This is a genomic window from Flavobacterium commune (genome assembly GCF_001857965.1).
GTDB classification, from domain to species: Bacteria; Bacteroidota; Bacteroidia; order Flavobacteriales; family Flavobacteriaceae; genus Flavobacterium; species Flavobacterium commune.
The window spans coordinates 3,005,050-3,030,869 of sequence record NZ_CP017774.1; the positions used below are offsets into that span (position 1 = coordinate 3,005,050).

General features: G+C 34.2%; 25 protein-coding genes. 5 read left to right on the plus strand and 20 right to left on the minus strand.

Annotated features, from left to right (window positions below; genetic code table 11):
• Positions 1-427: 427 nt before the first annotated feature.
• From BIW12_RS12540 to prfB, 13 genes are all read right to left on the minus strand, one after another.
• Entirely contained in the window at positions 428-931 is a 504-nt protein-coding gene (locus tag BIW12_RS12540; protein ID WP_071185427.1) for a hypothetical protein, read from the minus strand.
• Positions 932-1,078: 147 nt separating this feature from the next.
• The gene (locus tag BIW12_RS12545; protein WP_071185428.1) at positions 1,079-1,387 is read right to left on the minus strand and encodes a hypothetical protein; all 309 of its coding nucleotides are present in this window, start codon (positions 1,385-1,387) and stop codon (positions 1,079-1,081) included.
• Between the two features lie 90 nt (positions 1,388-1,477).
• A complete protein-coding gene (locus tag BIW12_RS12550) occupies positions 1,478-3,295 on the minus strand; it encodes a BamA/TamA family outer membrane protein (protein ID WP_071185429.1) in 1,818 nt (605 codons plus the stop codon).
• An 84-nt stretch (positions 3,296-3,379) separates the two neighbouring features.
• Entirely contained in the window at positions 3,380-3,919 is a 540-nt protein-coding gene (locus BIW12_RS12555; RefSeq protein ID WP_071185430.1) for a mechanosensitive ion channel domain-containing protein, read from the minus strand.
• A gap of 11 nt (positions 3,920-3,930) precedes the next feature.
• Positions 3,931-4,515, minus strand: coding sequence for a Maf-like protein (locus tag BIW12_RS12560; RefSeq protein ID WP_071185431.1), 585 nt, complete (start codon positions 4,513-4,515; stop codon positions 3,931-3,933).
• Positions 4,502-5,434 (minus strand): geranylgeranylglycerol-phosphate geranylgeranyltransferase, encoded by a 933-nt coding sequence (locus BIW12_RS12565; protein ID WP_083382123.1) that lies wholly within the window; start codon positions 5,432-5,434, stop codon positions 4,502-4,504. Before BIW12_RS12565 ends, BIW12_RS12560 begins: the two co-directional genes overlap by 14 nt.
• A 136-nt stretch (positions 5,435-5,570) precedes the next feature.
• Entirely contained in the window at positions 5,571-6,098 is a 528-nt protein-coding gene (locus tag BIW12_RS12570) for a KdsC family phosphatase (protein WP_071185433.1), read from the minus strand.
• Positions 6,082-6,855 carry a Rossmann-like and DUF2520 domain-containing protein gene (locus BIW12_RS12575; RefSeq protein WP_071185434.1) on the minus strand — a complete coding sequence of 258 codons (774 nt, stop codon included), beginning with the start codon at positions 6,853-6,855 and terminating at the stop codon, positions 6,082-6,084. The genes BIW12_RS12570 and BIW12_RS12575 overlap by 17 nt, the downstream gene beginning before the upstream one ends.
• A 175-nt stretch (positions 6,856-7,030) precedes the next feature.
• Positions 7,031-7,468: an Hsp20/alpha crystallin family protein gene (locus BIW12_RS12580; RefSeq protein ID WP_071185435.1), complete on the minus strand. Its 438-nt coding sequence runs from the start codon at positions 7,466-7,468 to the stop codon at positions 7,031-7,033.
• 202 nt (positions 7,469-7,670) lie between these two features.
• Positions 7,671-8,081, minus strand: a complete 411-nt coding sequence (locus BIW12_RS12585; protein ID WP_317040834.1) for a DUF1801 domain-containing protein — start codon at positions 8,079-8,081, stop codon at positions 7,671-7,673.
• Between the two features lie 100 nt (positions 8,082-8,181).
• A complete protein-coding gene (locus BIW12_RS12590) occupies positions 8,182-8,790 on the minus strand; it encodes a hypothetical protein (RefSeq protein ID WP_071185436.1) in 609 nt (202 codons plus the stop codon).
• 142 nt (positions 8,791-8,932) lie between these two features.
• Positions 8,933-9,502, minus strand: coding sequence for a pentapeptide repeat-containing protein (locus tag BIW12_RS12595; protein ID WP_071185437.1), 570 nt, complete (start codon positions 9,500-9,502; stop codon positions 8,933-8,935).
• Positions 9,503-9,688: 186 nt separating this feature from the next.
• A protein-coding gene (prfB, locus tag BIW12_RS12600) for a peptide chain release factor 2 (RefSeq protein ID WP_140485252.1) occupies positions 9,689-10,787 on the minus strand; the annotation gives its coding sequence in 2 pieces (ribosomal slippage) (positions 9,689-10,723 and positions 10,725-10,787; 1,098 coding nt in all).
• Positions 10,788-10,871: 84 nt separating this feature from the next.
• Between prfB and BIW12_RS12605 the strand changes: the two genes are divergently transcribed.
• On the plus strand, positions 10,872-11,891 hold the full coding sequence (locus BIW12_RS12605; protein ID WP_071185439.1) for a threonine aldolase family protein: 1,020 nt from the start codon (positions 10,872-10,874) through the stop codon (positions 11,889-11,891).
• A gap of 65 nt (positions 11,892-11,956) precedes the next feature.
• On the opposite strand, the gene BIW12_RS12610 is transcribed toward BIW12_RS12605, so the two are convergent.
• A complete protein-coding gene (locus BIW12_RS12610) occupies positions 11,957-12,277 on the minus strand; it encodes a YbaB/EbfC family nucleoid-associated protein (RefSeq protein ID WP_071185440.1) in 321 nt (106 codons plus the stop codon).
• 143 nt (positions 12,278-12,420) lie between these two features.
• On the opposite strand from BIW12_RS12610, the gene BIW12_RS12615 reads away from it, so the two are divergent.
• From BIW12_RS12615 to BIW12_RS12625, 3 genes are all read left to right on the plus strand, one after another.
• Positions 12,421-14,481, plus strand: coding sequence for a S9 family peptidase (locus tag BIW12_RS12615; RefSeq protein WP_083382125.1), 2,061 nt, complete (start codon positions 12,421-12,423; stop codon positions 14,479-14,481).
• A 71-nt stretch (positions 14,482-14,552) separates the two neighbouring features.
• Positions 14,553-15,593, plus strand: a complete 1,041-nt coding sequence (locus BIW12_RS12620; RefSeq protein ID WP_071185442.1) for a PLP-dependent cysteine synthase family protein — start codon at positions 14,553-14,555, stop codon at positions 15,591-15,593.
• Positions 15,594-15,755: 162 nt separating this feature from the next.
• On the plus strand, positions 15,756-17,450 hold the full coding sequence (locus tag BIW12_RS12625) for a GH39 family glycosyl hydrolase (protein ID WP_071185443.1): 1,695 nt from the start codon (positions 15,756-15,758) through the stop codon (positions 17,448-17,450).
• A 51-nt stretch (positions 17,451-17,501) separates the two neighbouring features.
• On the opposite strand, the gene BIW12_RS12630 is transcribed toward BIW12_RS12625, so the two are convergent.
• The 3 genes from BIW12_RS12630 to BIW12_RS12640 form a co-directional block, all read right to left on the minus strand.
• On the minus strand, positions 17,502-19,802 hold the full coding sequence (locus BIW12_RS12630) for a DNA topoisomerase 3 (protein WP_071185444.1): 2,301 nt from the start codon (positions 19,800-19,802) through the stop codon (positions 17,502-17,504).
• 171 nt (positions 19,803-19,973) lie between these two features.
• A complete protein-coding gene (locus tag BIW12_RS12635; protein WP_071185445.1) occupies positions 19,974-20,561 on the minus strand; it encodes a 5'-methylthioadenosine/S-adenosylhomocysteine nucleosidase family protein in 588 nt (195 codons plus the stop codon).
• A 179-nt stretch (positions 20,562-20,740) separates the two neighbouring features.
• Complete coding sequence (locus BIW12_RS12640; protein ID WP_071185446.1) at positions 20,741-21,208, minus strand: thermonuclease family protein; 468 nt, start codon at positions 21,206-21,208, stop codon at positions 20,741-20,743.
• Positions 21,209-21,316: 108 nt separating this feature from the next.
• Between BIW12_RS12640 and BIW12_RS12645 the strand changes: the two genes are divergently transcribed.
• Positions 21,317-22,120: a hypothetical protein gene (locus tag BIW12_RS12645; RefSeq protein WP_071185447.1), complete on the plus strand. Its 804-nt coding sequence runs from the start codon at positions 21,317-21,319 to the stop codon at positions 22,118-22,120.
• A 1,200-nt stretch (positions 22,121-23,320) separates the two neighbouring features.
• Here the strand turns inward: BIW12_RS12645 and BIW12_RS16645 are convergent.
• The 3 genes from BIW12_RS16645 to BIW12_RS12655 form a co-directional block, all read right to left on the minus strand.
• Positions 23,321-23,449, minus strand: coding sequence for a hypothetical protein (locus BIW12_RS16645; protein WP_262494210.1), 129 nt, complete (start codon positions 23,447-23,449; stop codon positions 23,321-23,323).
• Between the two features lie 36 nt (positions 23,450-23,485).
• Complete coding sequence (locus tag BIW12_RS12650) at positions 23,486-24,385, minus strand: Abi family protein (RefSeq protein WP_071185448.1); 900 nt, start codon at positions 24,383-24,385, stop codon at positions 23,486-23,488.
• A 160-nt stretch (positions 24,386-24,545) separates the two neighbouring features.
• A complete protein-coding gene (locus BIW12_RS12655) occupies positions 24,546-25,748 on the minus strand; it encodes an IS256 family transposase (protein ID WP_071183980.1) in 1,203 nt (400 codons plus the stop codon).
• Positions 25,749-25,820 lie beyond the last annotated feature (72 nt).

Consider the following 25,820-nt stretch of genomic DNA (forward strand, 5'->3'; position numbering starts at 1 on the left):
TTTCTATATTTTAAAGTTACTTGGGGTTTATGATTTATTTTCTACTTATGTTAGTTGTTTTCAATTACTGTGCCAAAAATATTTTGTTAACTTAGTTTTAACTTTTTTAATCTTAGATTGAAAAAAAGTATTCCAAAACATTCGTTGCTATAAAACTTTTTTCTACGATTAATATTTCCTAAAAAACTAATATATTTTGTTTTTTAGTATGCAATTAAAGTCTTTTCGGATTTTTTTCTTTCTCTTTATTATATCAGTATCGAATTGTTTTATCAATTTTTTTCTTTCTTTTTATAGAATAGTTTTTTTAGTATTTAATTCAATTTGCGTGCCAATATTGTTTTTGTTAACATAATTTTAACTATTTAAAATAGCTTAAAAAAAAGAAACGCAGTTAGCGTTTCTTTAGTATTTGAGGAGTTAAAATTTAACGTTTATTATTTCCGTGACCTCCACCCTGATTCTGTTTGTTGTTCCCGGAATTATTTTTGTTAGGGTGGTTTCCTTTGCTATAATTAAAATCACGTTTGTTGTCGTGTTTGTAATCGTAGTGCTTCCCTATATTTTTTTGTGGTTTACCTTTATATCCTTTATAATATTTTGCTTTGTGAGCTTTATAATGAATATAAGGTTTTTTTCCGTGATAATCCGTTAAGACTACTTTGTAACCTCGATACAAGTCATAATTTCGGTAGTGTACAGGAAGCTGTCTTGAACGAATCCATCTTCCGTTTCCAAAATAAATAAATTGCGAAAGACGAATGTCATAATAAGCCTGAATGTCAGGAATATAATAGAAATTTACATTCGAATATCCTGCAGGTCCCCAAGCTGGCGGAGCTCCAATGTTTACATTGACTGAAACCTGAGCCTGTGTGGCACTCGTTACTAATAATATAATTCCTGCTGCGATTAATTTTAAAGTTTTCATAATTCTATTTTTTTAGGGTTATTCAATTCTTTAGATTCCAAAAGCCAATTATTGTGCCAAAAAAGCTATTGAATGTTTAAATTTGAGTTTAACAAAACAGCTCATCCTTTTGGAATGAGCTGTTTTTAGCTTGTATTTTATTGATTATTAAAGCAATAGGATTAATATCAGAATGATAATAATTATAGCACCAACAGATAAATAAACACCATGACCAGATGCTTTTAAATTGTTTTTAATGGTTTTAACTTCTGTTCTTAATTCTTTTTTTTCAGAAGAAGATAAGTTTGACTTATCCATTTCTTTGATTTCATTTAATCGATTGAGCATCGTTTTAACTTCTGCAGGAATTTCTTTTGGCGTATCAGAAGTGTTTTTTTCTGTTGCATAGGTGCCGGTAGGTAGTACGCATATTGACAGTATCATTACCATCAAATAAAAGTTTAGTTTTTTCATATTTAAAAAAATTAGATTAAAATTGATATTTCTTTCTATAAAGATACTGATTAATTAATTGGTAATCAATTAATAAGGTTTTCTTTTCTTTTATTTGAAAGATATTGTTTTTGGTTTTGCCAATTCAAAATTTTGAAATCCAAAATCAGTAGTTTCAAACGCATTTGTTTTGAAAATATTATCTCCCTGAAACGGAATATTAGGATAATAAGCTATAGATAATTGAAAGGCACTAAATACTAAATAATCATTGTTAATAATGGCTCCTATCCCAATTTTTGAATAGGTTTTGTTAGTGTGAATTGGATTGTTCTTATTGCCCAATACTGCGATGGAATAATTAAAATAGGGATTGAAACGAAATCCCCAAATTGACTTTGGGGAGTACGATTGAGTTTGTAAAGTAAATATTAGTTTTTGAGTACCGTAAACAGGACTGTTAAATCCTTGAATACCATTATTTTCGTTTATAGTTAGTAAATCGCCTAAGCTTTTTTCTCTATTGATACCAATGATTATTTGAGGTTTGATAAATTGTCTGAATTTCCAATTTCCAATTTCGATGATATTAGTGAAATAATTAGCTTGAAAACTGATGGCACTCTGTTCCTTTTTAGCTTGTTTAAAAAAACTGCCTACCTCAAAATTGGTACTTAAAAATCCCCATGAATGGTAATTGCCAAAAGATATCTGAGCTCCTAAATAAGGACTCCATTTTGAATTTTTGTACCGATAACCACCCGTTATTCCGTAGATCCGTCCTACAGGTACGTCTTCCGTTTGTCCGTTTTTAAAAATGTAACGGTCTTCAATAAATTGTCTGGTGTTGATTCCTATTCCCGTTAAAAGTAATTTTTCAGAGTCATAAAAATCTGTTGGATCTAATGTTTCTGAAGGTTCAATTAGATAATTTAAGTTTGAAAAACAGGCGGCAATAATCAAATTGGTTGTACGTTCTGTAATGGTGTCTGCTTTGATAATACGAAAAGCTCTTCCAGCCCAAAAAATATGATTGTTGTATTTGAAATTTTGGGAGATATAGTTTTCCTCTACATCCTGAATACTGTCTTTTAGGTAATTTTGATTAAGTGCAATTCCGGCTGCCCATTTGGTTAATGGAGAATAAAAAGGACGTTCGATAGTAATGCCTTTAGAATAATAACGATCAAAATCGACACTATATTTTACTTCGGTTCTAATGAATGAATTTTTGATATTAGGAATCAGATAACTAATATTATTGGCCTCTTTTCCATCACTTTTTCGATTGGAGTAGTAATAATCTAATTGATGTCCCAATCCGAAAAAATTACGTTCTTTGAGTCCCAATCCTGTTTTTGAATTTGAAATATTGAATTTAGGTATTGAACTCCAGGAGTCCAGAACGCGAACAAAAACATCTACAGAATCTGATTTTGGAGCTGCTAATTTCTCGGTAATAGTTACCCTGTTTATAAAGTTTTGAGCTCTTAAAATACGTTCGGATTCTTTTATTTCAAGTAAGCTGTAACGCTTGTTTTTTGAAAAAAGCAATAAGTTTCTTATCGCTATTTTTTTTGATTTCAGATGCGCCCGGTTTCCTGTTCTCTCGGACCAGTTTTTAGGGATTTTGTCAATATCACTATCTGAATATCCAAATGGATCAAGTGTAGTAATAATAATATTTCGAATGATTTTGCCCTCTACCTTTAAATGCTTTGGAACAATAATCTTTTTTTTGATCTTTTGAGACTTTGCAGGCTTGAATACTAAGCGATGAAAAAATTTAGCCGTTTTGTTTTTCGGTGGAGTTACAATGCCACTAAGTACAGTACTACTGTCTTTTGGTATTAGTTTGTCTTGCGAAAATAAAAATTGGTGACAAAGGAAAATTATAGCATAAACAGTTATTTTATGATTAAATAGCATGATAGGATTGTTTAAAAGGTTTTATAAAAGTTACCTTTCCTATAAAGTTACTTATAAATACCTTATAAACTGTTTTTTATGCAATTAATCTGTAAATTCTTTCTCCTCATGTAGATTAGGAAGTATAGAAACTCCTTTTTGAAAAAACAGATTGTTGGGGTAAATAACTATTTCTCCATCTTTGTTTTTTATGGTTACATGAAAAGCCCCAATATCTTCAATTTCGCCTATAATAGGAAAATCTTTGTCTAAAATTTGAATTACATCGCCAATTTTAAAGGGAAAAGAAAAGAATAAGATGACACCTGCGGTAATATTGCTCAAAATAGACCATTGGGCAATCATAACAACACCGGCCACCCCTATGACTGTTGCGACCGAAGCAATTCCTGAAATAATTTCTTTTGAACTTACTCCCCAAATAATAATAAAAGCAATAGCTGCCAGAATATTTATCAGTAAGTGAATGTATTTAATAACTAAATTAGTTCTGTTTTCAATGATATGAGTGCTTTTAGCAAATTTGCGGACTAATTTTGTGGATGTAATTCGTAAAATAATCAGAATTAATACTACTATACCGCTGGCAATTGACTCGGTTGTAAAATTATTTAGAAAATTCATTTGTTTCGTTTTTAAGCTAAATTACTCAAATATTGATATACTTTATCTACCGGAAGTCCAATAACATTGGCATAAGACCCCTCTATTTTTGCAACTCCCACAAAACCAATCCATTCCTGAATTCCGTAAGCACCAGCTTTATCAAAAGGTTTGTAATTTTCGATATAATACCTAATTGCTTCATCGCTTAATTCATTGAAAGTAACTTTGGTTATTTCGTATATAACTTCTGTTTTTGTATTGGTTTTAAAACAAACCGAGGTAATTACTTCGTGAGTAGCATTTGATAATGATTTTAAAATTTCAAAAGCGTCTTCTTTGTCTTTTGGTTTACCCAAGGCTTTTTCGTTGTGCCAAACAAGAGTATCGCTGGTAACCAAAACTTCGTTGTCTTTTAGTTCACCATCAAAAGCAGCGGCTTTTAATTCGGCCAGATAATTAGTGATTGCCTCTCTTTTTAATTCCGGAGGAAATATTTCTTCAATTTCTTTTAATCGAATTTCAAAATCCAAATCCAAATCTTTGAAAAACTGCTGTCTTCTGGGTGAACCCGAAGCTAATATGATTTGATAGTTTTTTAATTTATTTCGAAGCATGATATTGTATATTTAAAGTGATAAACAGAATAGATAAAATTCCGAAAAATAAGATCCATTTCAGGACTTTACTCAATTTCTGAAAGTCGGTTTTTGATTGTGAATTCCAAATTTTAATGCTAAAATAGAGAATAGGTCCTAAAACAAATAACAAACTATAAATGGTGGCTGCAATCAAATTATTAGTCACCAAATAATTATTGATGTAAATAAGCAGGATAATTGCAGGAATAAAGCTTAAAGCAAAAACTAATTTTGTTGTTTTTTGAACGCCCAAAACAATTGCTAAGGTGCGCATTCCTTGTTTAGAATCGCCGTCGAAATCTTCTAAATCTTTAACAATTTCACGTAATAAATTGATGATAAAAGCAAAAATAGCATAGTCTAAAAGAATTGAAAACATACTAGCCATTATTTCCTTATTGGTAGTGTCAGTTGCCGGAAAAATGTCGAAAATCCCAATGATAATAACACTTAATGACAATAACAAAGCCACAACTATATTGCCCAAAAGTGGCATTTGTTTTAAACTGGTAGCATAAATATATAAAGTTGCAGCAATTAGAACAAAAATCGCTGCAAAATTAGGTCGCATGATTACATTGGATAAATAAAATCCAATAGCAACTCCACTAATATTTAATAAGGCATAAATATTATAAGCCTGGTTTTCCGAAATAAATTTACCTACAATGACCTTATTCGGTTTGTTTTCTTTGTCGGTTTCCTGATCAAAAATATCATTGATTACATAACCCGCCGCCGCGATTAAAACTGTACTTAAAACCAATAGACCGTATTGCCAATCAGCCAGGGCCAAATCAATTTTTTGTAATTTCAAAAAACCATATCTGAAAATGATTTGCATCAAGGCTAGCATCAACAGGTTTTTGTATCTAATGAGATTTAGGAAGGACATGGGTTAGAAGTTAGAAGTTAGGAGTAGGGAGTTGGAAGCTAGAAGCTAGAAGTTGGAAGATTTCAGAAAACAGAAAGCAGGAGGCGTAATACAGATTTTAAAAAACTTCTGGCTTCCAACTTCTAGCTTCCCACTTTTAATCGTATTTTGCGTTAAAACTTTCCATCCATTTCCCTTGTACTTTCATTACTTGTTCAATAACATCCCGAACAGCGCCTTTTCCACCATTTTTGTGCGAAATGTATTTAGAAATCCCTTTGATTTCCGGTGAGGCATCCTGAGGGCAAGTTGGTAAAGCTACTAATTTCATCACATGATAATCAGGAATATCGTCACCCATGTATAGAATGTTTTCTTGTTTGATTTGGTGAATATCGATGAATTCATCAAAGGTTTCAACCTTGTCCGGTGTTCCTAAATGAATGTTGGTGATACCCAGATTTCGCAAACGCACACGCACGCCTTCGTTGCTTCCGCCTGAAATAATACAAACATTGTAGCCGCTGTCAACCGCTGCTTTCAACGCATAACCATCGCGAATGTTCATGGTTCTTAGCATTTCGCCATCAGGGCTTACAAATACGGAGCCATCAGTAAGTACACCATCAACATCAAAAATAAAAGTAGTGATGTCGTTCATTATTTCTTTATAACTTTTTGCCATTATCTTGAATCGATTGGGTTAGGATTTTATATATAGTGAGTTGTGTTTCATTGGTTAAAAAGGCTTCATGCGCTGCAATGGTTTTCTGATCCTTGCGAATTGCCGGTCCTGTTTGTGCCTCGTTAGGAGAAAGAGTTGCCAGTTTTTCCATCGTTTCCTGTATCAAAGGTTTTAGAATATCAAAAGGGATTTGGTTTTTCTGACAAATATCATTTCCAATTGAGTAGAGGTGATTGGTAAAATTATTGACAAAAACGGCTGCAACATGGAGTGCTTTTCGTTGTTCTGAATTGATTGCGTGTACTTTATCCGAAATACTTTTGGCAATTTTGTCCAAAACCTGAAAATCAGGCGCATTTTCGGCTTCTAAGCAAATAGGAATTGTCTTAAAATCGACTGTTTTTCCTTTGGTGAATGTTTGTAAAGGATAAAAAACACCTTTTCGGTTGTTGTTATGCAAAGCAGTCAAAGGCATGCTGCCGGAAGTATGCACTACCAAACGATTTTTAAACGGAAGTTGCTTAGAAACAGTTTCGATTGCATCGTCAGAAACGGCAATGATATACAAATCAGCTTCTTGTAAATCAGAATAGTCGGTAATGATTTGTTCCGGGCGAAGTAAGGTCACTAATGTTTCTCTTTTTCTCGAAAATACCTGCGCCAACTCCATTTCACTGCCCGATTTTTCAAGGTTTTGAAATGTAGCGATAAGATGTTGGGCTACATTTCCAGAGCCAATAATACTTACTTTAATCATAGGGTAAAATTAAGAAAAAAACTCGTTTTTCAAATTTATAAAAAGAACAGCAATTAGACTGGTACTATATTCGGTTTTAAAATAAGTAAAAACAAGAAGCATCTGTTATGGTAGTAATTTAGTATAAAAAAAGAAATGAGTTAGTGTTTTCCTAACTCATTTCTTAAATCTGATTTTACTTGATGTCGATAACTTTTGCAGCTTTGGGCTTTGCCTCTTCTTTTTTAGGGATTGTGATGGATAAAATTCCATTTTCATATTTAGCCGAAATTTTTTCATCATTCACTAATTCAGGAAGACTGAAAGATCTTCTAAAGGACTGGTAGCTGAATTCTTGTTTGGTAATTCTTTCTCCATCCTTAACTTCATTGCTTAGTTTTTTTTCTGAAGAAATAGTCAATAAATCATTATCCAGTTCAATTTTGAAATCTGATTTTTCAAAACCGGGAGCCGCAACCTCTACAAAGAAAGAATCTTTGTTTTCTTTGATATTTAAAGAAGGTAGAGTGGTGTTGGTTTTTGAAAAATTGTCTCTATTCCAACCTTCAAAATCATTATTAAAAAATTTGTCAAATAAACTAGGCCATTGGTTTTGATACTTAACAATTGTCATAATAAATAATTTTTTAAGTTAAACATTGCTTTTTTATTTGAAATAACAAAGAAAATGCCATTTGCAATAAACTGACAATAAGTAAGTTGTTTGCTTTTGTTAGGCTTTTTTGTTTCTAAAAATTTTAATAATTTTTAAGAAAGAAATGTCAATTTTTCAGGTTGTAAACTATAGTAAAGTCAAATTTAGTTTTGTTAAAAAGCTATATTCTATAGAATTCCAAAGCTTTCTGTAAAATTGTTTCAATTGTTTTTATGGGTAAATCCTGGTTTGGGTTGACTTTTAAAACTTTCATTTTTTTTCGGTCTCCTTCTTCTAATTCGGGAAAGTCAAGGAGTTTTCCTTCTACCATAAGAATATAAGGTTCGTTTGTTTTTTTATTGGTCCATAAATAGCAGAATATCTTCTTTTTATAGCAAAAACAGGGCATTCCCCATTTTTGTGTTTCGTTTATGTCTTTGTCCTGATTTAAGATAATACTCCGCAACGCCAGCAAGCAACTCTGGTTGGGTTCGGTTTTGTTTAGGTAATAGTTTTCTAGAGCTTCCATCAATTTTTCTCTTTTGTGTAAAACTGTTTTAGGACAACGCATTAATTCGTTATCAATTTTCAAGTAGTATGAATATCGTTATTTGTATTGCTTTTTATGTATAGATAATTAAAGCTTCTCTTTTGTAGGTACAAGTGGGACGTTTGTGCTAGAGTGGGAAAATTTAATTTTTCTTTACTGAATACCTTGTTGTTTCTTCAAATAATTTTGTTGAAAATTTACTGCGTTTTTTGAATTCAGAAATTTGTTTGTTACTACCTATTTGTTTGAAATACTGAGGATTATTGTTATGATAATCACCATCTCCGATGAATATGTAGCATTTGCAGAAATCTCTGACTGCATTTTTAAATTCTATTAAGGATACAGAATTTCGAGAGATTTTATTATTTATTATTTTTATAGCATCCTCTCCACCTAAATAGATTGATTTATTAGAAATAAAAAGTTCACCTGAACTTCCGTTGATTATTTTCCACTGGCTTTGTCCTTTCTTTAAAAATAAGCAAAGTTTCTGTCCTTTTTTAGCTTTTTCAAATCTATTATCACAAGTCCACTCTTCAAACATTTGTACAGATATTGTCTTATACGCTTTTCCTTTTAGAGTTTCACTTATTTTGAATATATAGGTATCGTTTTTTACAATATCAATTTCTCCCATAACAATTAAATCTGAGATCCCTGCAATTATACTTAAAGGTAAAATCATTTTTTTTGCTTGAACTTTGAATGAGGATAAAATAATGAATAAAATTAAAATTTTCTGTTTCATGTTTTACTATATTATTCTCAAATATATTAAAATATTCTTACAAAATGTATTTTAGAAATAAATGTTTTTGAACGATAAAACCCTGTCAGCCTTTTAAACTCTGACAGGGTTGCTAATAGTTGAATTGCTGAAAAAGAATATATTACTCCACAATAATCCCATGCTTATACAGCAAGCCTTTTAACCCTTCAAGCGCGAATTGCGCTTTTTTTAATTTGGTTTTCGAGGGGTCGATGGTGTAGTTGTAGCTCGTTCTAAAATCGACTTTGTTGGCGATGGCTTTTTCAAATTCCGAGCGGTACAAATCGCAGTTGTAAAATTGAGCTCCGGTTAAATCAGTAGCCATAAAATCAACAGCAATCAGACTGGAATTGTTAAACGAGATACCTTTTAGTTTCAAGGCGTAGAATTTAGAGAAATCTAAGGCGCAGTTGTTAAAGTGAATTTCGAAGATGAGTTTGTCGCTCATAGCAAAATTGACTTCTTTGATTTGGCAATCATTAAAAAATACGGTTCTAAAAGCCGTGTGATTGATTTTAGCATTATCAAAAATGCAGTGGTTGAACTGGCAATCTATAAAAGTGACGCCTATGAGATTACATTCAGAAAAATTGCAATTGGTAAATGAGCAGCTTTCAAATTCTTTAAGGTTGAGCGTTTCCAGACCATAATGGAGGTTGTTGTAGTGTTGGTCAAAGAAATACTCAGTCATTTTTTTAAGTTAGAAGTTAGAAGTGGGAAGTTAGAAGTAGGCAGATTTTAGAAAATTGCGTTCTGCATTCTAAAATCTGCCTTCTGCTTTCTGATATGTAAAATTTATTAAAGGTTCTCGATACATTTTTTGTTTCGTTTCACTACACAAAAAACACTCGAACTGACGTTTCCAAAAATCTGCAATCTATTCTTCTTCTTTCTGTCCCATCATCATCAGATAAGCTTTCAGGAATTCGTCAATTTCGCCGTTCATTACGCCATCGACATTGCTGGTTTCACATCCTGTGCGGACGTCTTTGACTAATTTATAAGGTTGCATCACGTAATTGCGTATTTGCGAACCCCATTCGATTTTCATCTTTCCGGCTTCGATATCGGCGCGTTGTGCCTGTTTCTTTTTCAATTCGATTTCGTACAATTGAGAGCGAAGCATTTGCATGGCACGCTGTCTGTTGTCTTGCTGCGAACGGGTTTCAGAACACTGAATCTGGATTCCTGTAGGCTTGTGATACAGCTGTACTTTGGTTTCCACCTTATTTACGTTCTGTCCTCCGGCACCACTGGAGCGGGAAGTGGTAATTTCGATATCGGCAGGATTAATGTCGATTTCGATACTGTCATCCACCAATGGATACACATAAACAGAAGCAAACGAGGTGTGACGCTTGGCATTACTGTCAAACGGAGAAATACGCACCAATCGATGCACTCCATTTTCGCCTTTTAGATAGCCAAAAGAATAATCGCCTTCAAATTCTAAGGTCACGGTTTTGATTCCCGCAACGTCGCCTTCCTGATAGTTCAGTTCTTTTATTTTGAAACCGTATTTTTCACCCCACATCATGTACATACGCATTAGCATTGAAGCCCAATCGCAACTTTCGGTTCCACCGGCACCGGCTGTAATTTGCAAAACAGCACTCAAAGTGTCTCCTTCATCCGAAAGCATATTTTTAAATTCGATGCCTTCGATATGATTTTGAGTCAGTTGGTATTGTTCGTCAAGTTCGTCTGATGTGAGTTCGCCTTCTTTGTAAAATTCGTAGGCGAGCTGCAATTCCTCAGTTAAGGCAACGGCTTTGTCGTAGTCTTCAATCCACTTTTTTTTGTTTCGAAGATTCTTTACAATAAGTTCGGCTTCTTTGGCGTTGTTCCAAAAATCCGGAGCAAAGGTTTTCTCTTCTTCGTTAGAAATTTCGATAAGTTTAGCATCGACGTCAAAGATACCTCCTCAACGCACCAAGGCGCTCCACAATACCTTTTATTTGTTCGGTAGTTGTCATAAAATGTGTAATTTTGTTGCGCAAAAATAGTAAAAAAAATCACGTAGGGACTACAGACACTGTATCTCTATTAAAAATATAAAAATGCAAATAAATTTAGTTAGTGATACGGTTACGAAACCGTCCTACGAAATGTTACAATATATGTTTAACGCCGATGTAGGGGATGATGTCTATAAACAAGACCCTACGGTTGTTGAGTTAGAAGAGAGAGTGGCGGCTATTTTTGGGATGGAAGCGGGCTTGTTTTTTCCTTCGGGGACTATGGCAAATCAAACGGCCATAAAACTGCATACCCAACCGGGTGAACAATTAATAGCCGATAAACATTCGCATATATTTCATTTTGAAGCTGGTGGCGTTTCTTTTAACAGTGGGGTTTCCTGCTGCTTAGTTGAAGGAAATCGCGGAATGATTACCGCTGATCAGGTGGCCGCTGCAATCAATAAGCCTGATTTTTACCACAGTCCGTTAACGAGTTTGGTTTGTCTTGAAAACACAACCAATATTGGTGGTGGTGCCTGTTATGAAATGGAGGATTTGCAAAAAATAAAAGCCGTTTGTGAGGAGAATAATTTGAAATTACACCTGGATGGTGCCCGAATCTGGAATGCTTTGGTGGCCAAAAGACAGAATCCGAAAGATTTTGGGAAACTATTTGATACTATTTCGGTTTGTTTCTCAAAAGGATTGGGAGCGCCTGTAGGTTCGGTTTTGTTAGGCGATAAAAAAACAATTCAGCGTGCTTTGAGAATCCGAAAAGTATTGGGAGGTGCTATGCGTCAATCGGGATATTTGGCGGCAGGTGCAATTTATGCTTTGGAAAATAATATCAAATTGTTAACCGAAGATCACCGAAGAGCTAAGGAATTGGCAAATATTTTGAAGAAAAAAACTTGGGTAGCCTCGGTGGAGCCTGTAGAAACCAATATTTTAATTTTTTCTTTAGTTCCGGAATATAAAGACGATGATTTGATTGAGAAATTAAAACAAAAAAACATCTCGATTAGTGCCGTTGGAAATAGAAAATTAAGAATGGTGACGCATTTGGATTATCGCGAGGTAATGCACACCTATGTAATTGAAACCTTGGCGAAAATGTAGATTGAAGTTAGAGGTTAGAAGTTTTACAAAGTGTCTCAACTTCTAACCTCTAACTTCTAATTTCTTTACTTAAAAAGATTGTCCATTCCAGGAATCATTGGCATATCCATTTTGGCAACTGCATCCAGTTCGGCTTCGTTTACTTTAGTTGCTTTTTCGATAGCTTTATTGATAACCAAAATCATATAATCTTCCAGTTGTTCTTTGTCTTCCAATAATTCATCGGCAATAGTGATGGATTTTATTTTTCTATTGGCAGTAATGGTTACTTTTAATAAACCATCTGTACTTTGCTCGTCAACAAGAACGGTATCTAGACGTTTTTTAGTCTCTTCAATTTTATTTTGGGTTTCTTTTAATTTACCCATCATTCCCATTAAATCCATTTTTATTTTTTTTAATAATTAGTTTACGAAATTACTATTTTTACGCTGAATACAATGTTAAAATTGATGAAAAAGGGGCTCGTATTAGAAGTTGTTTCAACTATTTTTGTGCGAGCTTTTACATAAATGTGAAGATTTACCAGATGATAGAAAAATTACAACCGCCTGTTGCTAAAAAGATAGCTACCGAATTTGAAAAGTTTGGTGATGTACGAATCGATAATTATTTTTGGTTAAAAGATCGCGAAAATCCGGAGGTTATCGATTATCTCAACAAGGAAAACGAATATTACCAACAGATGACAGCTCATACGCAGGATTTCCAAACGCAATTGTATGAGGAAATGAAGGCCAGAATTAAAGAAGACGATGAGTCGGTTCCATATTTGTACAATGGCTATTATTACATCACCCGATATGAAACGGCTAAAAACTATCCTATTTATTCCCGAAAAAAAGGCAGTCTTTCAGCAAAAGAAGAAATTCTTTTTGACTGTAACGTATTAGCCGAAGGTCAGGCTTATTTCAAATTAGGCGGAATGAGTATTAGTCCCGATAATAAGTTGGCTATTTTTAGTACTGACGTTATTGGCAGAAGAATTTATACCATTCAGGTTAAGAATTTAGAAACTGATGAGATTCTGGAAGATAAAATCGAAAAAGTAACGGGTTCAGCAGTTTGGGCTAATGATAATAAAACGATTTTTTATTCGAAACAAGATGAGGTTACTTTGCGTTCGGATAAGATTTTCAAGCATAAATTGGGTACAAAACAGGAAGATGATGTATTAGTTTATTTCGAAAAAGACGACACTTTTAATGTTGATATAGGTAAATCCAAATCCAGAAAATATTTATCAATTGAATCGGGAAGTACATTGACTTCTGAATTTCGTATTTTAAATGCTGATAATCCGGATGGGAAATTTAAAATTTTTCAAAAGCGAAAAAGAGGAGTAGAGTACAGCATTAATCACTATAAAGATAGTTTTTACATTCTTACGAATAAAGACGATGCCGAAAATTTTAAATTGATGAAAACCCCTGAAGATGCTACTTCCGCAGAAAATTGGGTTGAAATTATCGAGCATCGTGAAGATGTTTTATTGGAAGATATTGAAATTTTTGCCAATTATTTAGTTATCGATGAACGCCAAGGAGGATTGAATAAAATCCGAATCATGAGCTGGGATGGAAAAGAAGAATATTATTTGCCTTTTGGCAGCGAAACTTATACGGCTTACACATCGACAAATGTTGATTTTGAAACTGAAATTTTGCGTTACAGTTACCAGTCGATGGCAACGCCATCATCGGTGATTGATTTTAATATGCGTACCAAAGAGAAAGAAGTCAAAAAAGAGCAAGAGGTTTTAGGAGGCAAATTCGATAAAAATAATTATACCGAAGAACGTATTTGGGCAACAGCCAAAGATGGAACTAAAATTCCTATTTCGATGGTTTATAGAAAAGAACTAAATAAAGACGGAAAAAATCCGTTATTGCTTTATGCTTATGGTTCTTACGGTCATTCAATGGATGCTTATTTTTCATCGACACGTTTGTCATTGTTAGACAGAGGGTTTATTTATGCTATTGCTCACATTCGTGGAGGAGAAGACTTAGGAAGACATTGGTATGAAGACGGCAAATTGCTTCATAAAAAGAATACATTTACTGATTTTATTGATTGTTCTAAGTATGTAATTGAACAAAAATACACTTCAGCAGCACATTTGTATGCCGAAGGCGGTTCGGCAGGAGGATTGCTTATGGGAGTGATTATTAATGAAGCTCCGGAGTTATATAATGGGGTAATTGCGCAGGTTCCTTTTGTGGATGTGATGACTACAATGCTGGACGATACGATACCGTTAACTACGGGTGAGTATGACGAATGGGGAAATCCAAATGTTAAAAAATACTATCAATACATGAGATCGTATTCTCCTTATGATAATGTTAAAAAACAAAAATATCCTAATATGTATGTTTCTACAGGTTTGCACGATTCGCAAGTACAGTATTGGGAACCAGCTAAATGGGTGGCTAAGCTAAGAGAATATAAAACAGATGATACTATTTTGTATTTGGATACAAACATGGATGCAGGTCATGGAGGAGCTTCGGGAAGGTTTGAAGCATTAAAAGAATTAGCTAAAGAATTTAGTTTTTTACTAGATTTGGAAAAAATTAAAATCTAATTAGTTTTTTTTTGTTAAATTTGCTGCGTATCCAGGTTAAATAAAACTTAATCTTGATTAACTATTTTTTTATGAAAGAAGAAATAAATGCTTATAATAATGTTTTAGAATTGATAGGAAATACACCTCTTATCAAGATAAACAAAGTCACCGAAAATTTAGAAGGTAATTTCTATGCTAAGGTAGAAGCTTTTAATCCGGGACATTCCTCAAAAGATAGGATCGCTTTATACATTATTGAAGAAGCAGAAAAAAAAGGGATATTATCTCCTGGAGACACCATAATCGAAACTACATCCGGTAATACAGGTTTTAGTTTAGCCATGGTGAGTATCATAAAAGGATATAATTGCATATTAGCGGTAAGCTCTAAATCATCAAGAGATAAGATAGACATGCTACGTAGTTTAGGAGCTAAGGTTTATGTTTGTCCTGCACACGTTTCGGCTGATGATGAGCGTTCTTATTACAGTGTTGCTAAGCGATTACACGAAGAAACAAAAGGCTCCGTTTATATCAATCAATATTTTAATCAATTAAATATCGATGCCCATTACAATACTACAGGGCCGGAAATTTGGAAACAAACCAATGGTAAAATTACCCACTTAGTTGCCTGTAGCGGAACAGGAGGGACAATTTCAGGAACAGCTAAATTCTTAAAAGAACAAAATCCCAATATTAAAGTTCTTGGTGTAGATGCTTTTGGTTCTGTATTGAAAAAATACCACGAAACAAGAGAATTTGATACTGAAGAAATTTATCCTTACCGTATTGAAGGTTTAGGGAAAAATTTAATTCCATCAGCAACAGATTTTGATGTTATCGATAAATTTATGAAGGTAACAGATGAGGAAAGTGCTCATTCAGCAAGAGAAATCACCAGAAAAGAAGGGATGTTTGTAGGTTATACATCAGGAGCTGTTTTGCAGGCAATAAAGCAATATGCCGAAGAAGGTGAGTTTGATGCTAATAGTAATGTAATTGCTATTTTCCCTGATCATGGTTCCCGTTATATGAGCAAAGTTTTCAGCGATGACTGGATGAATGAACAAGGATTCTTTGATAGTATCAATGAAGAAGAAGTACAAAAAATTGAAATGATAAAATAGATTTTTCTATTTTCGATTATAGCAAACTCCAGAGCAATCTGGAGTTTTTTTTGCTCTTTTTCTAAAGAAATTAATTTTGTAATAGATTAATATTCAAATGTTTTAAGAGTTAAGTTAAAAAGTACTATTTTAGTTTTCTATTCTACCAAAACCAATTTAACTATGCTAAAATTATCCAATTGCTTCTTGGGGGCTGTGTTCTTTTTTTCGTTTGTATCTGTTCGTGCGCAGGTTTTACAAGAAAAAAAGGCTTTAATTACTGTTGATTTAAAAAAAGAAATAGCTCCAATGGAACCTGTTTGGGCTTGGTTTGGCTACGATGAGCCTAATTATACCTATATGAAAGACGGTAAAAAGCTGCTTTCTGAAATTGCTGATTTAAGCCCTGTTCCGGTTTATGTACGTACACATAGTTTATTAGTAAGCGGTGATGGTGTGGCAGCCTTAAAATGGGGTTCAACAAATGCTTATTCAGAAGATGCTAATGGAAATCCAATTTACAACTGGAAAATTGTAGATAGTATTTTTGATACTTATGTAAAAAGAGGAATGAAGCCTTTGGCACAAATTGGCTTTATGCCCGAAGCTTTATCAACTCATCCCAGTCCGTACAGACATTATTGGAAACCGGGCGATCCTTATACCGATATTATCACGGGTTGGGCTTATCCGCCAAAGGATTATGATAAGTGGCGTAATCTGGTTTACGAATGGGTAAAACATTCAGTTGAACGTTATGGAAAAAACGAAGTGGAGAGTTGGTATTGGGAAGTTTGGAATGAGGCTAACGGACATTACTGGAAAGGAACTCAGGAAGAATTTTTTAAATTATACGATTATGCAGCCGATGGAGTGAAAAAAGCATTACCAACAGCCAAAATAGGTGGTTTGAACGTTGCGGGAACTTCCGGAAAAGGAGCAAGCAGCTGGATGAATAATTTTATAAAGCATTGTATTTCGGGTACTAATTATGCTACCGGAAAAATAGGTTCTCCTTTAGACGCAATACTTTTTCACGCTAAAGGCCGTCCAAGATTAATGGACGGAACTGTTATAATGGATATGGCTCCTCAGTTGAGGGACATTCAAACTGGTTTTAAAATTACGATGTCTTATCCTGAAACTAAGGATTTGCCGGTTATCATTGGAGAATCAGATCCTGAAGGTTGCGCCGCTTGCGGTATGGCAACTAATCCTGAAAATGCGTATCGAAACGGAACCATGTATTCCAGTTATACAGCGGCTTCTTTTGCCCGTAAATATTTATTGGCAGATAAGACCAAAGCTAATTTTCTAGGAGCTGTTTCCTGGTCTTTCGAATTTGAAAATCAACCTTGGTTTTATGGTTTCAGGGATTTGGCAACAAATGGAGTTGACAAACCGGTGTTGAATGTCTTTAGAATGTTTGGAATGATGAAAGGAAGTCGAGTGGAAGCGGTGAGTAACCGAATGTATCCTTTAGAAGCGGTACTTGAAAAAAGTATTCGTGACAGTCAATCGGATATTGGGGTATTAGCCAGTGCTGATTCTAAATCTACGGCTGTGATGGTTTGGAACTATCATGATAAAGACGAACAAGGTTCAGCGGAAGCAGTAGATGTAACTTTGAATAGCATTCCTGCTAAGAAAGCGACTTTAAACGTTTATCTTATCGACAGGGATAATAGTAATTCATACGAAGTTTGGAAAAAAATGGGTTCGCCACAAAATCCGACTTCTGAGCAAATAGCTCTTTTAGAAAAGTCAGGGAAATTAAAATGTGTGACGACTAAAAAAGTAGAAATCCGTTCAGGAAAAGTTAATGTGCCTTTACAATTAATGCGTCAGGCAGTGGCATTGGTTAAATTGGATTGGTAAAAAGGAAAGATTCAGAAAAGGAAAGGTATTATTGCTGTTTTGTGTTGTTCTTTAGGCCTCTTGACACAAAATAGCATAGACCAATTCCTTAGTGGCTTTTTCATTATTTAGTTTTTCTCTAATGGTTTCAAAAGGAACTTTAAAATTACAGCCTGATTTATAATGGCTGCAACCATAAGCTGTATTGCCTTTTATAATGGTTCCTTGTTGACATTTTGGACAGGCTAATTCATCTGAAGTTGCTTCTGTTACTTTCGGAGAAGTTTTTTTAGGTTCTAATTTGAGTTTGAAATTTTCATCAAAACGCAATAAACCTTCAACAACATTGTCGTCTATTTTAAAATCTTTTAAATTGACTGTTGATCCTTTTTGAAGTAATCGCAAATATTGATTTTCCGATATTTTTTTGGTTCCAAAAACAAATGGCAATACAAAATCACAACCTGATTTATAATCACTACAGCCATAAGCCGATTTTCCTTTTATCAGGTTTCCTTTTTTGCATTTCGGACAAGATTCAGCAGCAATTCCGGCAGCTTTTTTTTTCTCTACAGTCGCTTCCTGTTTTTGAATACTTCCGGCATGCGAAATATTGGCGCGGGTAGCTTCACTTCGAACTTCATACACCAGAGCATCCACCATGCGCTTCATATTATTGATAAACGCAGCTGCGGTAAAAGTTCCTTTTTCAATATCTTTCAACTGTTTTTCCCAGGAACCGGTTAGCTCCGCCGATTTTAATAAATCATTCTGGATAATATCAATAAGCTGAATTCCTGTTGGCGTTGGTAAAACTTGTTTTTTGTTTCGAACAATGTATTGGCGTTTAAACAGCGTTTCAATAATATTGGCTCTTGTAGATGGTCGTCCAATACCATTTTCTTTCATCAATTCGCGTAAATCTTCATCATCCACTTGTTTTCCGGCAGTCTCCATCGCTCGCAATAAAGATGCTTCCGTAAACTGATTGGGTGCTTTGGTTTCTTTTTCTAAAAACGAAGGTTGGTGTGGCCCTTTTTCGCCTATTATAAAACTCGGCAATAAATCAGGTTCTTTTTCCTTAGTATTTGGGTCTTCGAAAACCACTCGGAATCCCTTTTTTAAAATCTCTTTTCCGGTGGTTTTAAAAGTTACATCGGCAGCTTTACCAATCACTGTCGTATTGGCAACTAGGCAATCATCATAAAAAACGGCTATAAAACGCTTTACAATAATATCATACACCTGTTGCTGGTTGTAGGGTAGATTATTTTGTACTCCAGTTGGGATAATTGCATGGTGATCGGTTACTTTTTTATCATTGAAAACCTTAGGAGATTTTTTAATCTTCTTTCCTAAAAGAGGTTCCGTCAACGTTGCGTAATTAGTCAAATTTTGAAGAATCCCAGGCACTTTTGGGTAAATATCGCTTGGTAAAAAAGTAGTATCCACTCTGGGATAAGTAACTACTTTTTGTTCGTACAAAGTCTGAACTATTTTAAGCGTTTCATCTGCAGAAAATCCAAACTTGGTATTGCAATACACCTGCAATCCTGTTAAGTCAAAAAGTTTTGGTGCATATTCATTTCCGTTCTTTTTTTCGACAGCAACAATTTCGAAATCACTTTCGTTGACTTTATTAGCCAAAAGTTCTCCATCCTCTTTTTTTAGAAAACGCCCTTCTTCATAACTAAAAAGGGTTTCTCTGTATAAAGTCTGCAATTCCCAATAAGGTTGTGGTACAAAATTTTCAATCTCTTTAAAGCGTTCTACCACCATAGCTAATGTTGGCGTTTGAACGCGTCCAATAGATAATACCTGTTTGTAACCGCCGTGTTTTACGGTGTACAAACGGGTGGCATTCATGCCCAATAACCAGTCGCCAATAGCTCTGGAAAAACCGGCATAGAATAAATTATCGTAATTGGTGGATGGTTTGAGGTTTTCAAAACCTTCTTTAATAGCTTCGGCAGTTAAGGAGGAAATCCACAGGCGTTTCACTTCTCCTTTATAATTGGCCTCATTCATTACCCAACGCTGAATCAGCTCTCCTTCCTGCCCGGCATCCCCGCAGTTGATGACCAATTCGGCTTTATCAAATAAACTTTTTACAATTTTAAATTGCTTCTGAATCCCCGCATTCTCCACTACCTTAGTTTCAAATTTTTCGGGAAGCATCGGAAGGTTATTCAAATCCCAACTTTTCCAATACGGTCTGTAATCGTTGGGTTCTTTTAAGGTGCATAAATGTCCAAAGGTGTAGGTTACGGCATAACCATTGCCTTCGTAATAGCCATTATGTTTGGTATTCGCTCCTAAAACGGATGCAATTTCACGTGCTACACTTGGTTTTTCGGCAATACAGACCTTCATTTTATCTTCCTTATTTGAGGCCGCAAATTAAGACTTTTGAAATTGGGAATAAAGAGAAATCATCAGGAGTTATGAACCACAAACCGTTTTTACCATTAAGCCGTTTCAAAATTAGTATTGAAACGGTTTAATGGTATAGTATTGTAAAAAAAGCTATTTTTCTATGATTTATTAGCGATTAATTTGAAGAATTTCACCAAAAGCAACAGCAGCTTTGTGCACTAAAACCGTCCAGTCATCGGCTGCGTTGTCATCAGCGCCGTCTGAGATGTATTTCAGGCATAAAAAGGGAATCTCTTCTTTCATGGCTATAGTTGCAAGGGCATAAGCCTCCATATCGACAACATCATATTTTGTTTCGGTATGTCCCATTTCAAAACTATCTCCTGTACCACAAATTCCGGCAGGAAGACTTTCCATAGGTAAACCGTATTGCAATATTGTTGGAATATTAGAAAAAGGAGTTTTATACAGTTCGTAGCCCAAACCTCTTACATCCATATCGCGTTGTACAAACTGCGTGCAACAAACTACATCTCCTTTACTAAACTGACTGCTTCCGGCAGAACCTAAATTGATAATCAGTTCAGGTTTTTTCTCGTGGATTGCCTTTGTTAATTCGTAGGTGGCATTCAGTTTGCCTATTCCGGTGAACAATTTATTCTGAGCATGAAAAATTTCGCCTGCTTCCATTTCTAAAGCAAATACAAAAAGAACATTATCAAGTGAATATTTATGGTTTGGGTTAATTGTTATCATTTGTGTTTGTTGTGTTAAAACTTTAAAAAAGTTGTGGGTTTAGATGTTTCGGATAGTTACTTCCCGATACAATATTTGAAGTAGTCAGTATTTATAGTACTTAACAGATTTTGGGCAACAAATAGGCATCAGATAAGCGATAGTAATCATAAATACAGTGCAAAAATAAACAAATAATACTAGAATTTATTTACAATAGAATACAATCCTTTTTTAGCTGTTTTAGCCTGCAAATTCCATTGTTGATACATTGGAAGCATTTCGCAAAATATGTCATTATATGGCTTTGCATAGCCTTCTTTTATCATAATTTCGTTTAATACTCTTCCATCATTTAAAATTAGATAACCTAAAGATCTACCATATTTATCATATAGATTATTTTGCTCTTGTATGAGTGTGCATTTATCACCTAATGAAACATTATTTTTTAAATACTCAAAAGATTTATAGCCCAACTCAATTAATAATGATGCTGGAAGTTGTAATTCTTTTTCATCTTTTTTTATTTTACTACAGTAGTTCATTTCTGGTGCATCAATGCCGTATAATCTAATTTCAAATTCTTTTTTAGAATAGAAATCTTCTGCAATAAGTCCATCACCATCTACAAATCTTTTTACTTTCAGAATAATATTTTGTTTCATTGTTTGCTTAGCGTTAAAATGCTTTCAATAGCACTATTTAAGTGTTTGATATTTAGTTGATTACAGTGTAAATTTAACAAAATAAATTGTAATTAAAAATTATATAACATGGCTAGACAGAAAGGACATATAAAATATGTCGGGACGTTAGGTGAAGTTCGTCACTTCAAAATAAAGGGTAACGAAGGTTACTTCGCGGGGTTAAAAGGTGGACCTACAGGAGAGCAAGTAAAAACAGCACCTAGCTTTATTCGTACTCGTGAAAATATGAGTGAGTTTGCTGCTTGTGCAAATGCAGGTAAATCATTAAGAACAGGTTTATCGGCATTGATGAAACAAATGTCAGATAGTCAATTAACAGGACGACTAACGGCAATTATGAAAAAAATCAATATTGAAGATGGTTCAGAAGCTAGAGGGCAAAGAGCTGTTTTGGTTTCACAACAACCTCAATATTTGAAAGGCTTAGATTTCAATCGAAATATCTCGTTTAATGGTATTTTTAATGCTCCTTTTTCATTAGCAGTAACAGTTGATAGAAACGAAAGTACTTTTAGCGTCTATCCTTTTAATCCTCTTAATTATTTGAACATTCCATCAGGAGCAACTCATTTTAGAATTATTAATGCATTATCAGTCCTTTCTGATTTTGTATACAATCCTACAACTGGTGCTTATGAACCAGCCGAACCAGGTTTCAATGAAATGTCGAATATCACTTATTCTGATTACACCGCTGTTGACAGTTTAACTCCTTTAATTGAAGTTATTTCTACTTTACCGGGAGCACCAACATTAACAACAAACGTAGCTGTTTTAGCAAGTATCTGTATCGAATTTTACCAACAAGTAGGATCGAATTATTATTTATTCAATGCAGGTAATGCTTTAAAAATCCAAGATGTTTTATAAACAACCATCTATTTGTAAGACTGCAAAGTTTGCAAAGCTGCAAATTAAGCCCTTTCTTTTTGAGAGGGCTTTTTTGTTTTGCATCAATTTATCTATAATGGGGACTTATATATAAGAAATAGTGCTTTTAAGTACCTAATAAGGATGAAACAGTACAAACAGATTCCTCATATAAATAATTGGAAGTTAACCTTAGAATTCTTCTTAGTTAAGTCGGAATTGTTCCGTTAATTGGTATCACTTTTTCTTCATATAATTTTAAAAGAAAAAGAAAAAAAAGAAAGTCGTCCTTTCTGTGAAGGTTTCAAATTAAGTCAAGTTTTTTTGAAAAAAATACTACCCAACTAGTCTTGCTTAGTCGGATTGTGATTTTGTAATAGGGTGGTGAATTGAAAATATAAGGGTGGAGATTTTTTCAAAAACCCGTAGGGCTAGAACTTTACTATTTGAAACCGTAGCAGACCTTTACTTTCTTTTTATTTATTTTTTTTTATAGCAAGGAGTTTCTTAATCGGTTTGGGATGTTTCTTTTGGAAATCGGCAATCAAACACCCCCAAGCACCGCAAGGAATGGAGCTAAAATGTAGCGATAGCGGAATTCTAGCGGAATGCATGAGGAGCGCAGTGGCGGTGTTGCGGCAATCGAACAGCCACGCTAGACCGAGAATGAAACGTAGTCCCGACTTTTTCGGGACGAAGTGGAATGTAGGGATAGCAGCGTGTAACGGCGGGGACACAATAAAAAACTGCCGTAGGCAAACCATGATTTAGGGCAAAGTGCTAACGGAGCCAACCCCGATGGCTGAGCGAAGGAGCAACCGCTGAAAAAATAAAGGGCGGCAGACACAAATACTGCTGGAATGTAGTGAAACGTAGCTTGCGGAGTGTAACGAAATGAAGCGGTATTGTGGATGCAGTAGCCCGACCGAACGCAGGAAGTGACCGTGTGAAGATGAGGGGAAGGAAGCGAAAACGGTACCTGCCCTTTTTTGGGGCTGGTGCTGTTTTTGGCTGACGACCGAACTGTGGAATGGAGGGAAACCTAATTATTGAATTGAAATAATAGATTGCTTATTTACCGAAAAAGTTCTTATGAAAATATAAGGTTGACCGACTGGAACAGCCGAACGGAACAAAGGGAACGACCGTAGTGAGACCGCTTGATTGCCCGTGATGTTAACGGATTGTTGATTGTGAAAATTATATTTTTGCCTTTTTTAAAATTTCTGCTGCAATTTCTAATTGTTTGGAAAAATCAACAGAGGCTTTTTTGGCAGTATTAGCATTAATCTTACTAGTAAAATTTTGTGCTGCTTTATCTTTTAGCACGGGTATCGATTTTGGGTAATTTAGCATAATTATTATTTATTTAATCCATATTGGTTGTGTTTTCCAATTTGCAGGAAATCCCATTTTATGCACTGGAACAATTGGATATTCATTTAATAAATTAAAGAATTTTTCTTTAATTGAATTACCTGGACTTATGATCTCAATTGTATATACTGTTAGTGAGAGTAAAGGAAAAAGTTTTGCTCTTTGATTTTCGTTTGGTATGTATGTTATGGGATTATTTTTTAGGTTTTTAGGCCATAAGTATTTTGTTGTCACATTGTTGTTCCATAATCTGGAATGGTGAGCTATGACGTTTCTAATTACTGTTGTCGCTTCTAAAAAACTAGAGAAATCTTTGTGAGAATTAAAGCCAAATTCTTGAGCTATTTTTGATTTTTCAGGTAGTTGATGGTTTAGGTTTTTATATAATTTAGAAAGTGTACCTAATGATGTTACTTCTAAAGCTTTCCATGCCTCGAATGCTTCGTCTTTATGATATTTTCTATGCTCTACTATGAATTGTTCTTTGCTTCGGTCTATTTCACTGATTAAATGATCTACGGTTGCCTGTTGTTTTAATTTATCGGTAAAAATAGAATCGTCAAGATAGAATAAAGCTCCTTTTGATAATGATAGATGATAAATTAACTTTGTTCTTAAAGCCACTTCTATACGTTCAATTGCATCAAACATTAGAAGTCGTAAATGCCTGTCAAAGTTATATAAGTCGATAACATCTTCGAAATAACTATTGGGATTAAATTTATGTGCTACCTTATCCGATTGCATTTCCCACCAATAGCCTTTTAACCGGTAGTAGCTTATGTTTTTTAGAAAATGTGGAGCGTTATCTATATTTGCGAATAACATTCCTCTTTCTACTAAAAGATTGATTTGTTCAGCAACTGTTTTAGGTAATTTATTTGCCATATAGTTATAAAAAAAAAGACCAGAAGGCTGTTCTGATGGGAAGCGCTACTGGTACGATTGGTGCAAATATACGATGCAAAGGCAGTATTATGCAAACTTTTTAACATTTAATCGACACTATCCCAAAAAGTGTGTAAGTTGAAAAGTTAAGGCTTCGTTTTTATAATCGGAGCCTTTTTTCAAATATAAGGGTAAATTGGTTTAAAACAATTCCCCAATTTTGAATAGGCATTGACCATTTTTTGGTCGCTTCTCTTAAAGCCAAAAATACCGATTTTAATACAGCATCATCTGTTGGGAACGACATTTTATTTTTAGTGTATTTTCTAATTTTTCCGTTTAAGTTCTCGATTAAATTTGTTGTATAAATGATTTTTCTAATTTCAATTGGAAAATCAAAAAATACGGTCAATTCATCCCAGTTATCTCGCCAGGATTTAATTGCATAAGAATATTTGGATTCCCATTTGTCTGCAAAATCGTTTAAAGCCAACTCTGCTGCTTGTTTTGTTGGAGCGTTATAAATATGTTTCATATCGGCAGTAAATTGTTTTCGATCCTTCCAAACGACATATTTACAAGCATTTCTAATTTGATGAACCACGCAGATTTGTGTTTGAGATTCAGGGAAAACACTTCGGATTGTTTGAGTAAATCCATTTAAATTATCGGTAGCTGTAATAAGTATATCTTCAACGCCACGGGCTTTTAAATCAGTCAAAACACTCATCCAAAAGCTACTGCTTTCATTCTTACCAAGCCACATTCCTAAAACATCTTTTTTACCATCTCTGTTAAGCCCTACAGCTAAATAAATAGTTTTATTGATAACTTTCGAACCTTCTCTAACCTTAAAAACAATACCATCCATCCAAACAATTAAATAAAGCTCTTCTAGTGGCCTGTTTTGCCAAGTAACTACTTCATTTGTAATTGTGTTGGTAATACGTGATATAGTCGAAGAAGACACTTCAAAATCATATACCTCCTTGATCTGTTCTTCAATATCACTAACACTCATGCCTTTAGCATAAAGTGAGATGATGACATTTTCAATACCTTGGGCTATATTTTCTCTTTTAGGAACAAGCAGGGGATTAAAGGAAGAATCTCTGTCACGAGGAACTTTGATTTCTTGTTGACCAAAAGAGGTCTTTATTTTTTTAGTTCCGTGTCCGTTGCGATAATTACCCTTAGTGGTTTTATCGTGTTTTTCATTGTCTAAATGAGCATCAAGTTCGGCTTCGAGCATATGTTCAACAGCTCGTTTGTGCATCGTTTGAAAGAATGAGGTTAAATCTTCTGCATTCTTGAAGGATTTATAGAAATCCTTGTTGTTTAATAAGTCGTCTTTGTCAATCATAATTATGTAAGGTTAAAAATAACAAAAAGTTATTTCCGAAAAATATTTTTGAGCTTTTTAAAGGAGCTCAAA

What these genes read in the sequence shown, in the direction of transcription:
- BIW12_RS12540 (WP_071185427.1), bottom strand. Translation starts at nt 931, where the DNA reads ATGAAAACTTTAAAATTAATCGCAGCAGGAATTATATTATTAGTAACG.
- BIW12_RS12545 (WP_071185428.1), bottom strand. Translation starts at nt 1,387, where the DNA reads ATGAAAAAACTAAACTTTTATTTGATGGTAATGATACTGTCAATATGC.
- BIW12_RS12550 (WP_071185429.1), bottom strand. Translation starts at nt 3,295, where the DNA reads ATGCTATTTAATCATAAAATAACTGTTTATGCTATAATTTTCCTTTGT.
- BIW12_RS12555 (WP_071185430.1), bottom strand. Translation starts at nt 3,919, where the DNA reads ATGAATTTTCTAAATAATTTTACAACCGAGTCAATTGCCAGCGGTATA.
- BIW12_RS12560 (WP_071185431.1), bottom strand. Translation starts at nt 4,515, where the DNA reads ATGCTTCGAAATAAATTAAAAAACTATCAAATCATATTAGCTTCGGGT.
- BIW12_RS12565 (WP_083382123.1), bottom strand. Translation starts at nt 5,434, where the DNA reads ATGTCCTTCCTAAATCTCATTAGATACAAAAACCTGTTGATGCTAGCC.
- BIW12_RS12570 (WP_071185433.1), bottom strand. Translation starts at nt 6,098, where the DNA reads ATGGCAAAAAGTTATAAAGAAATAATGAACGACATCACTACTTTTATT.
- BIW12_RS12575 (WP_071185434.1), bottom strand. Translation starts at nt 6,855, where the DNA reads ATGATTAAAGTAAGTATTATTGGCTCTGGAAATGTAGCCCAACATCTT.
- BIW12_RS12580 (WP_071185435.1), bottom strand. Translation starts at nt 7,468, where the DNA reads ATGACAATTGTTAAGTATCAAAACCAATGGCCTAGTTTATTTGACAAA.
- BIW12_RS12590 (WP_071185436.1), bottom strand. Translation starts at nt 8,790, where the DNA reads ATGAAACAGAAAATTTTAATTTTATTCATTATTTTATCCTCATTCAAA.
- BIW12_RS12595 (WP_071185437.1), bottom strand. Translation starts at nt 9,502, where the DNA reads ATGACTGAGTATTTCTTTGACCAACACTACAACAACCTCCATTATGGT.
- BIW12_RS12605 (WP_071185439.1), top strand. Translation starts at nt 10,872, where the DNA reads ATGCAAATAAATTTAGTTAGTGATACGGTTACGAAACCGTCCTACGAA.
- BIW12_RS12610 (WP_071185440.1), bottom strand. Translation starts at nt 12,277, where the DNA reads ATGGATTTAATGGGAATGATGGGTAAATTAAAAGAAACCCAAAATAAA.
- BIW12_RS12615 (WP_083382125.1), top strand. Translation starts at nt 12,421, where the DNA reads ATGATAGAAAAATTACAACCGCCTGTTGCTAAAAAGATAGCTACCGAA.
- BIW12_RS12620 (WP_071185442.1), top strand. Translation starts at nt 14,553, where the DNA reads ATGAAAGAAGAAATAAATGCTTATAATAATGTTTTAGAATTGATAGGA.
- BIW12_RS12625 (WP_071185443.1), top strand. Translation starts at nt 15,756, where the DNA reads ATGCTAAAATTATCCAATTGCTTCTTGGGGGCTGTGTTCTTTTTTTCG.
- BIW12_RS12630 (WP_071185444.1), bottom strand. Translation starts at nt 19,802, where the DNA reads ATGAAGGTCTGTATTGCCGAAAAACCAAGTGTAGCACGTGAAATTGCA.
- BIW12_RS12635 (WP_071185445.1), bottom strand. Translation starts at nt 20,561, where the DNA reads ATGATAACAATTAACCCAAACCATAAATATTCACTTGATAATGTTCTT.
- BIW12_RS12640 (WP_071185446.1), bottom strand. Translation starts at nt 21,208, where the DNA reads ATGAAACAAAATATTATTCTGAAAGTAAAAAGATTTGTAGATGGTGAT.
- BIW12_RS12645 (WP_071185447.1), top strand. Translation starts at nt 21,317, where the DNA reads ATGGCTAGACAGAAAGGACATATAAAATATGTCGGGACGTTAGGTGAA.
- BIW12_RS12650 (WP_071185448.1), bottom strand. Translation starts at nt 24,385, where the DNA reads ATGGCAAATAAATTACCTAAAACAGTTGCTGAACAAATCAATCTTTTA.
- BIW12_RS12655 (WP_071183980.1), bottom strand. Translation starts at nt 25,748, where the DNA reads ATGATTGACAAAGACGACTTATTAAACAACAAGGATTTCTATAAATCC.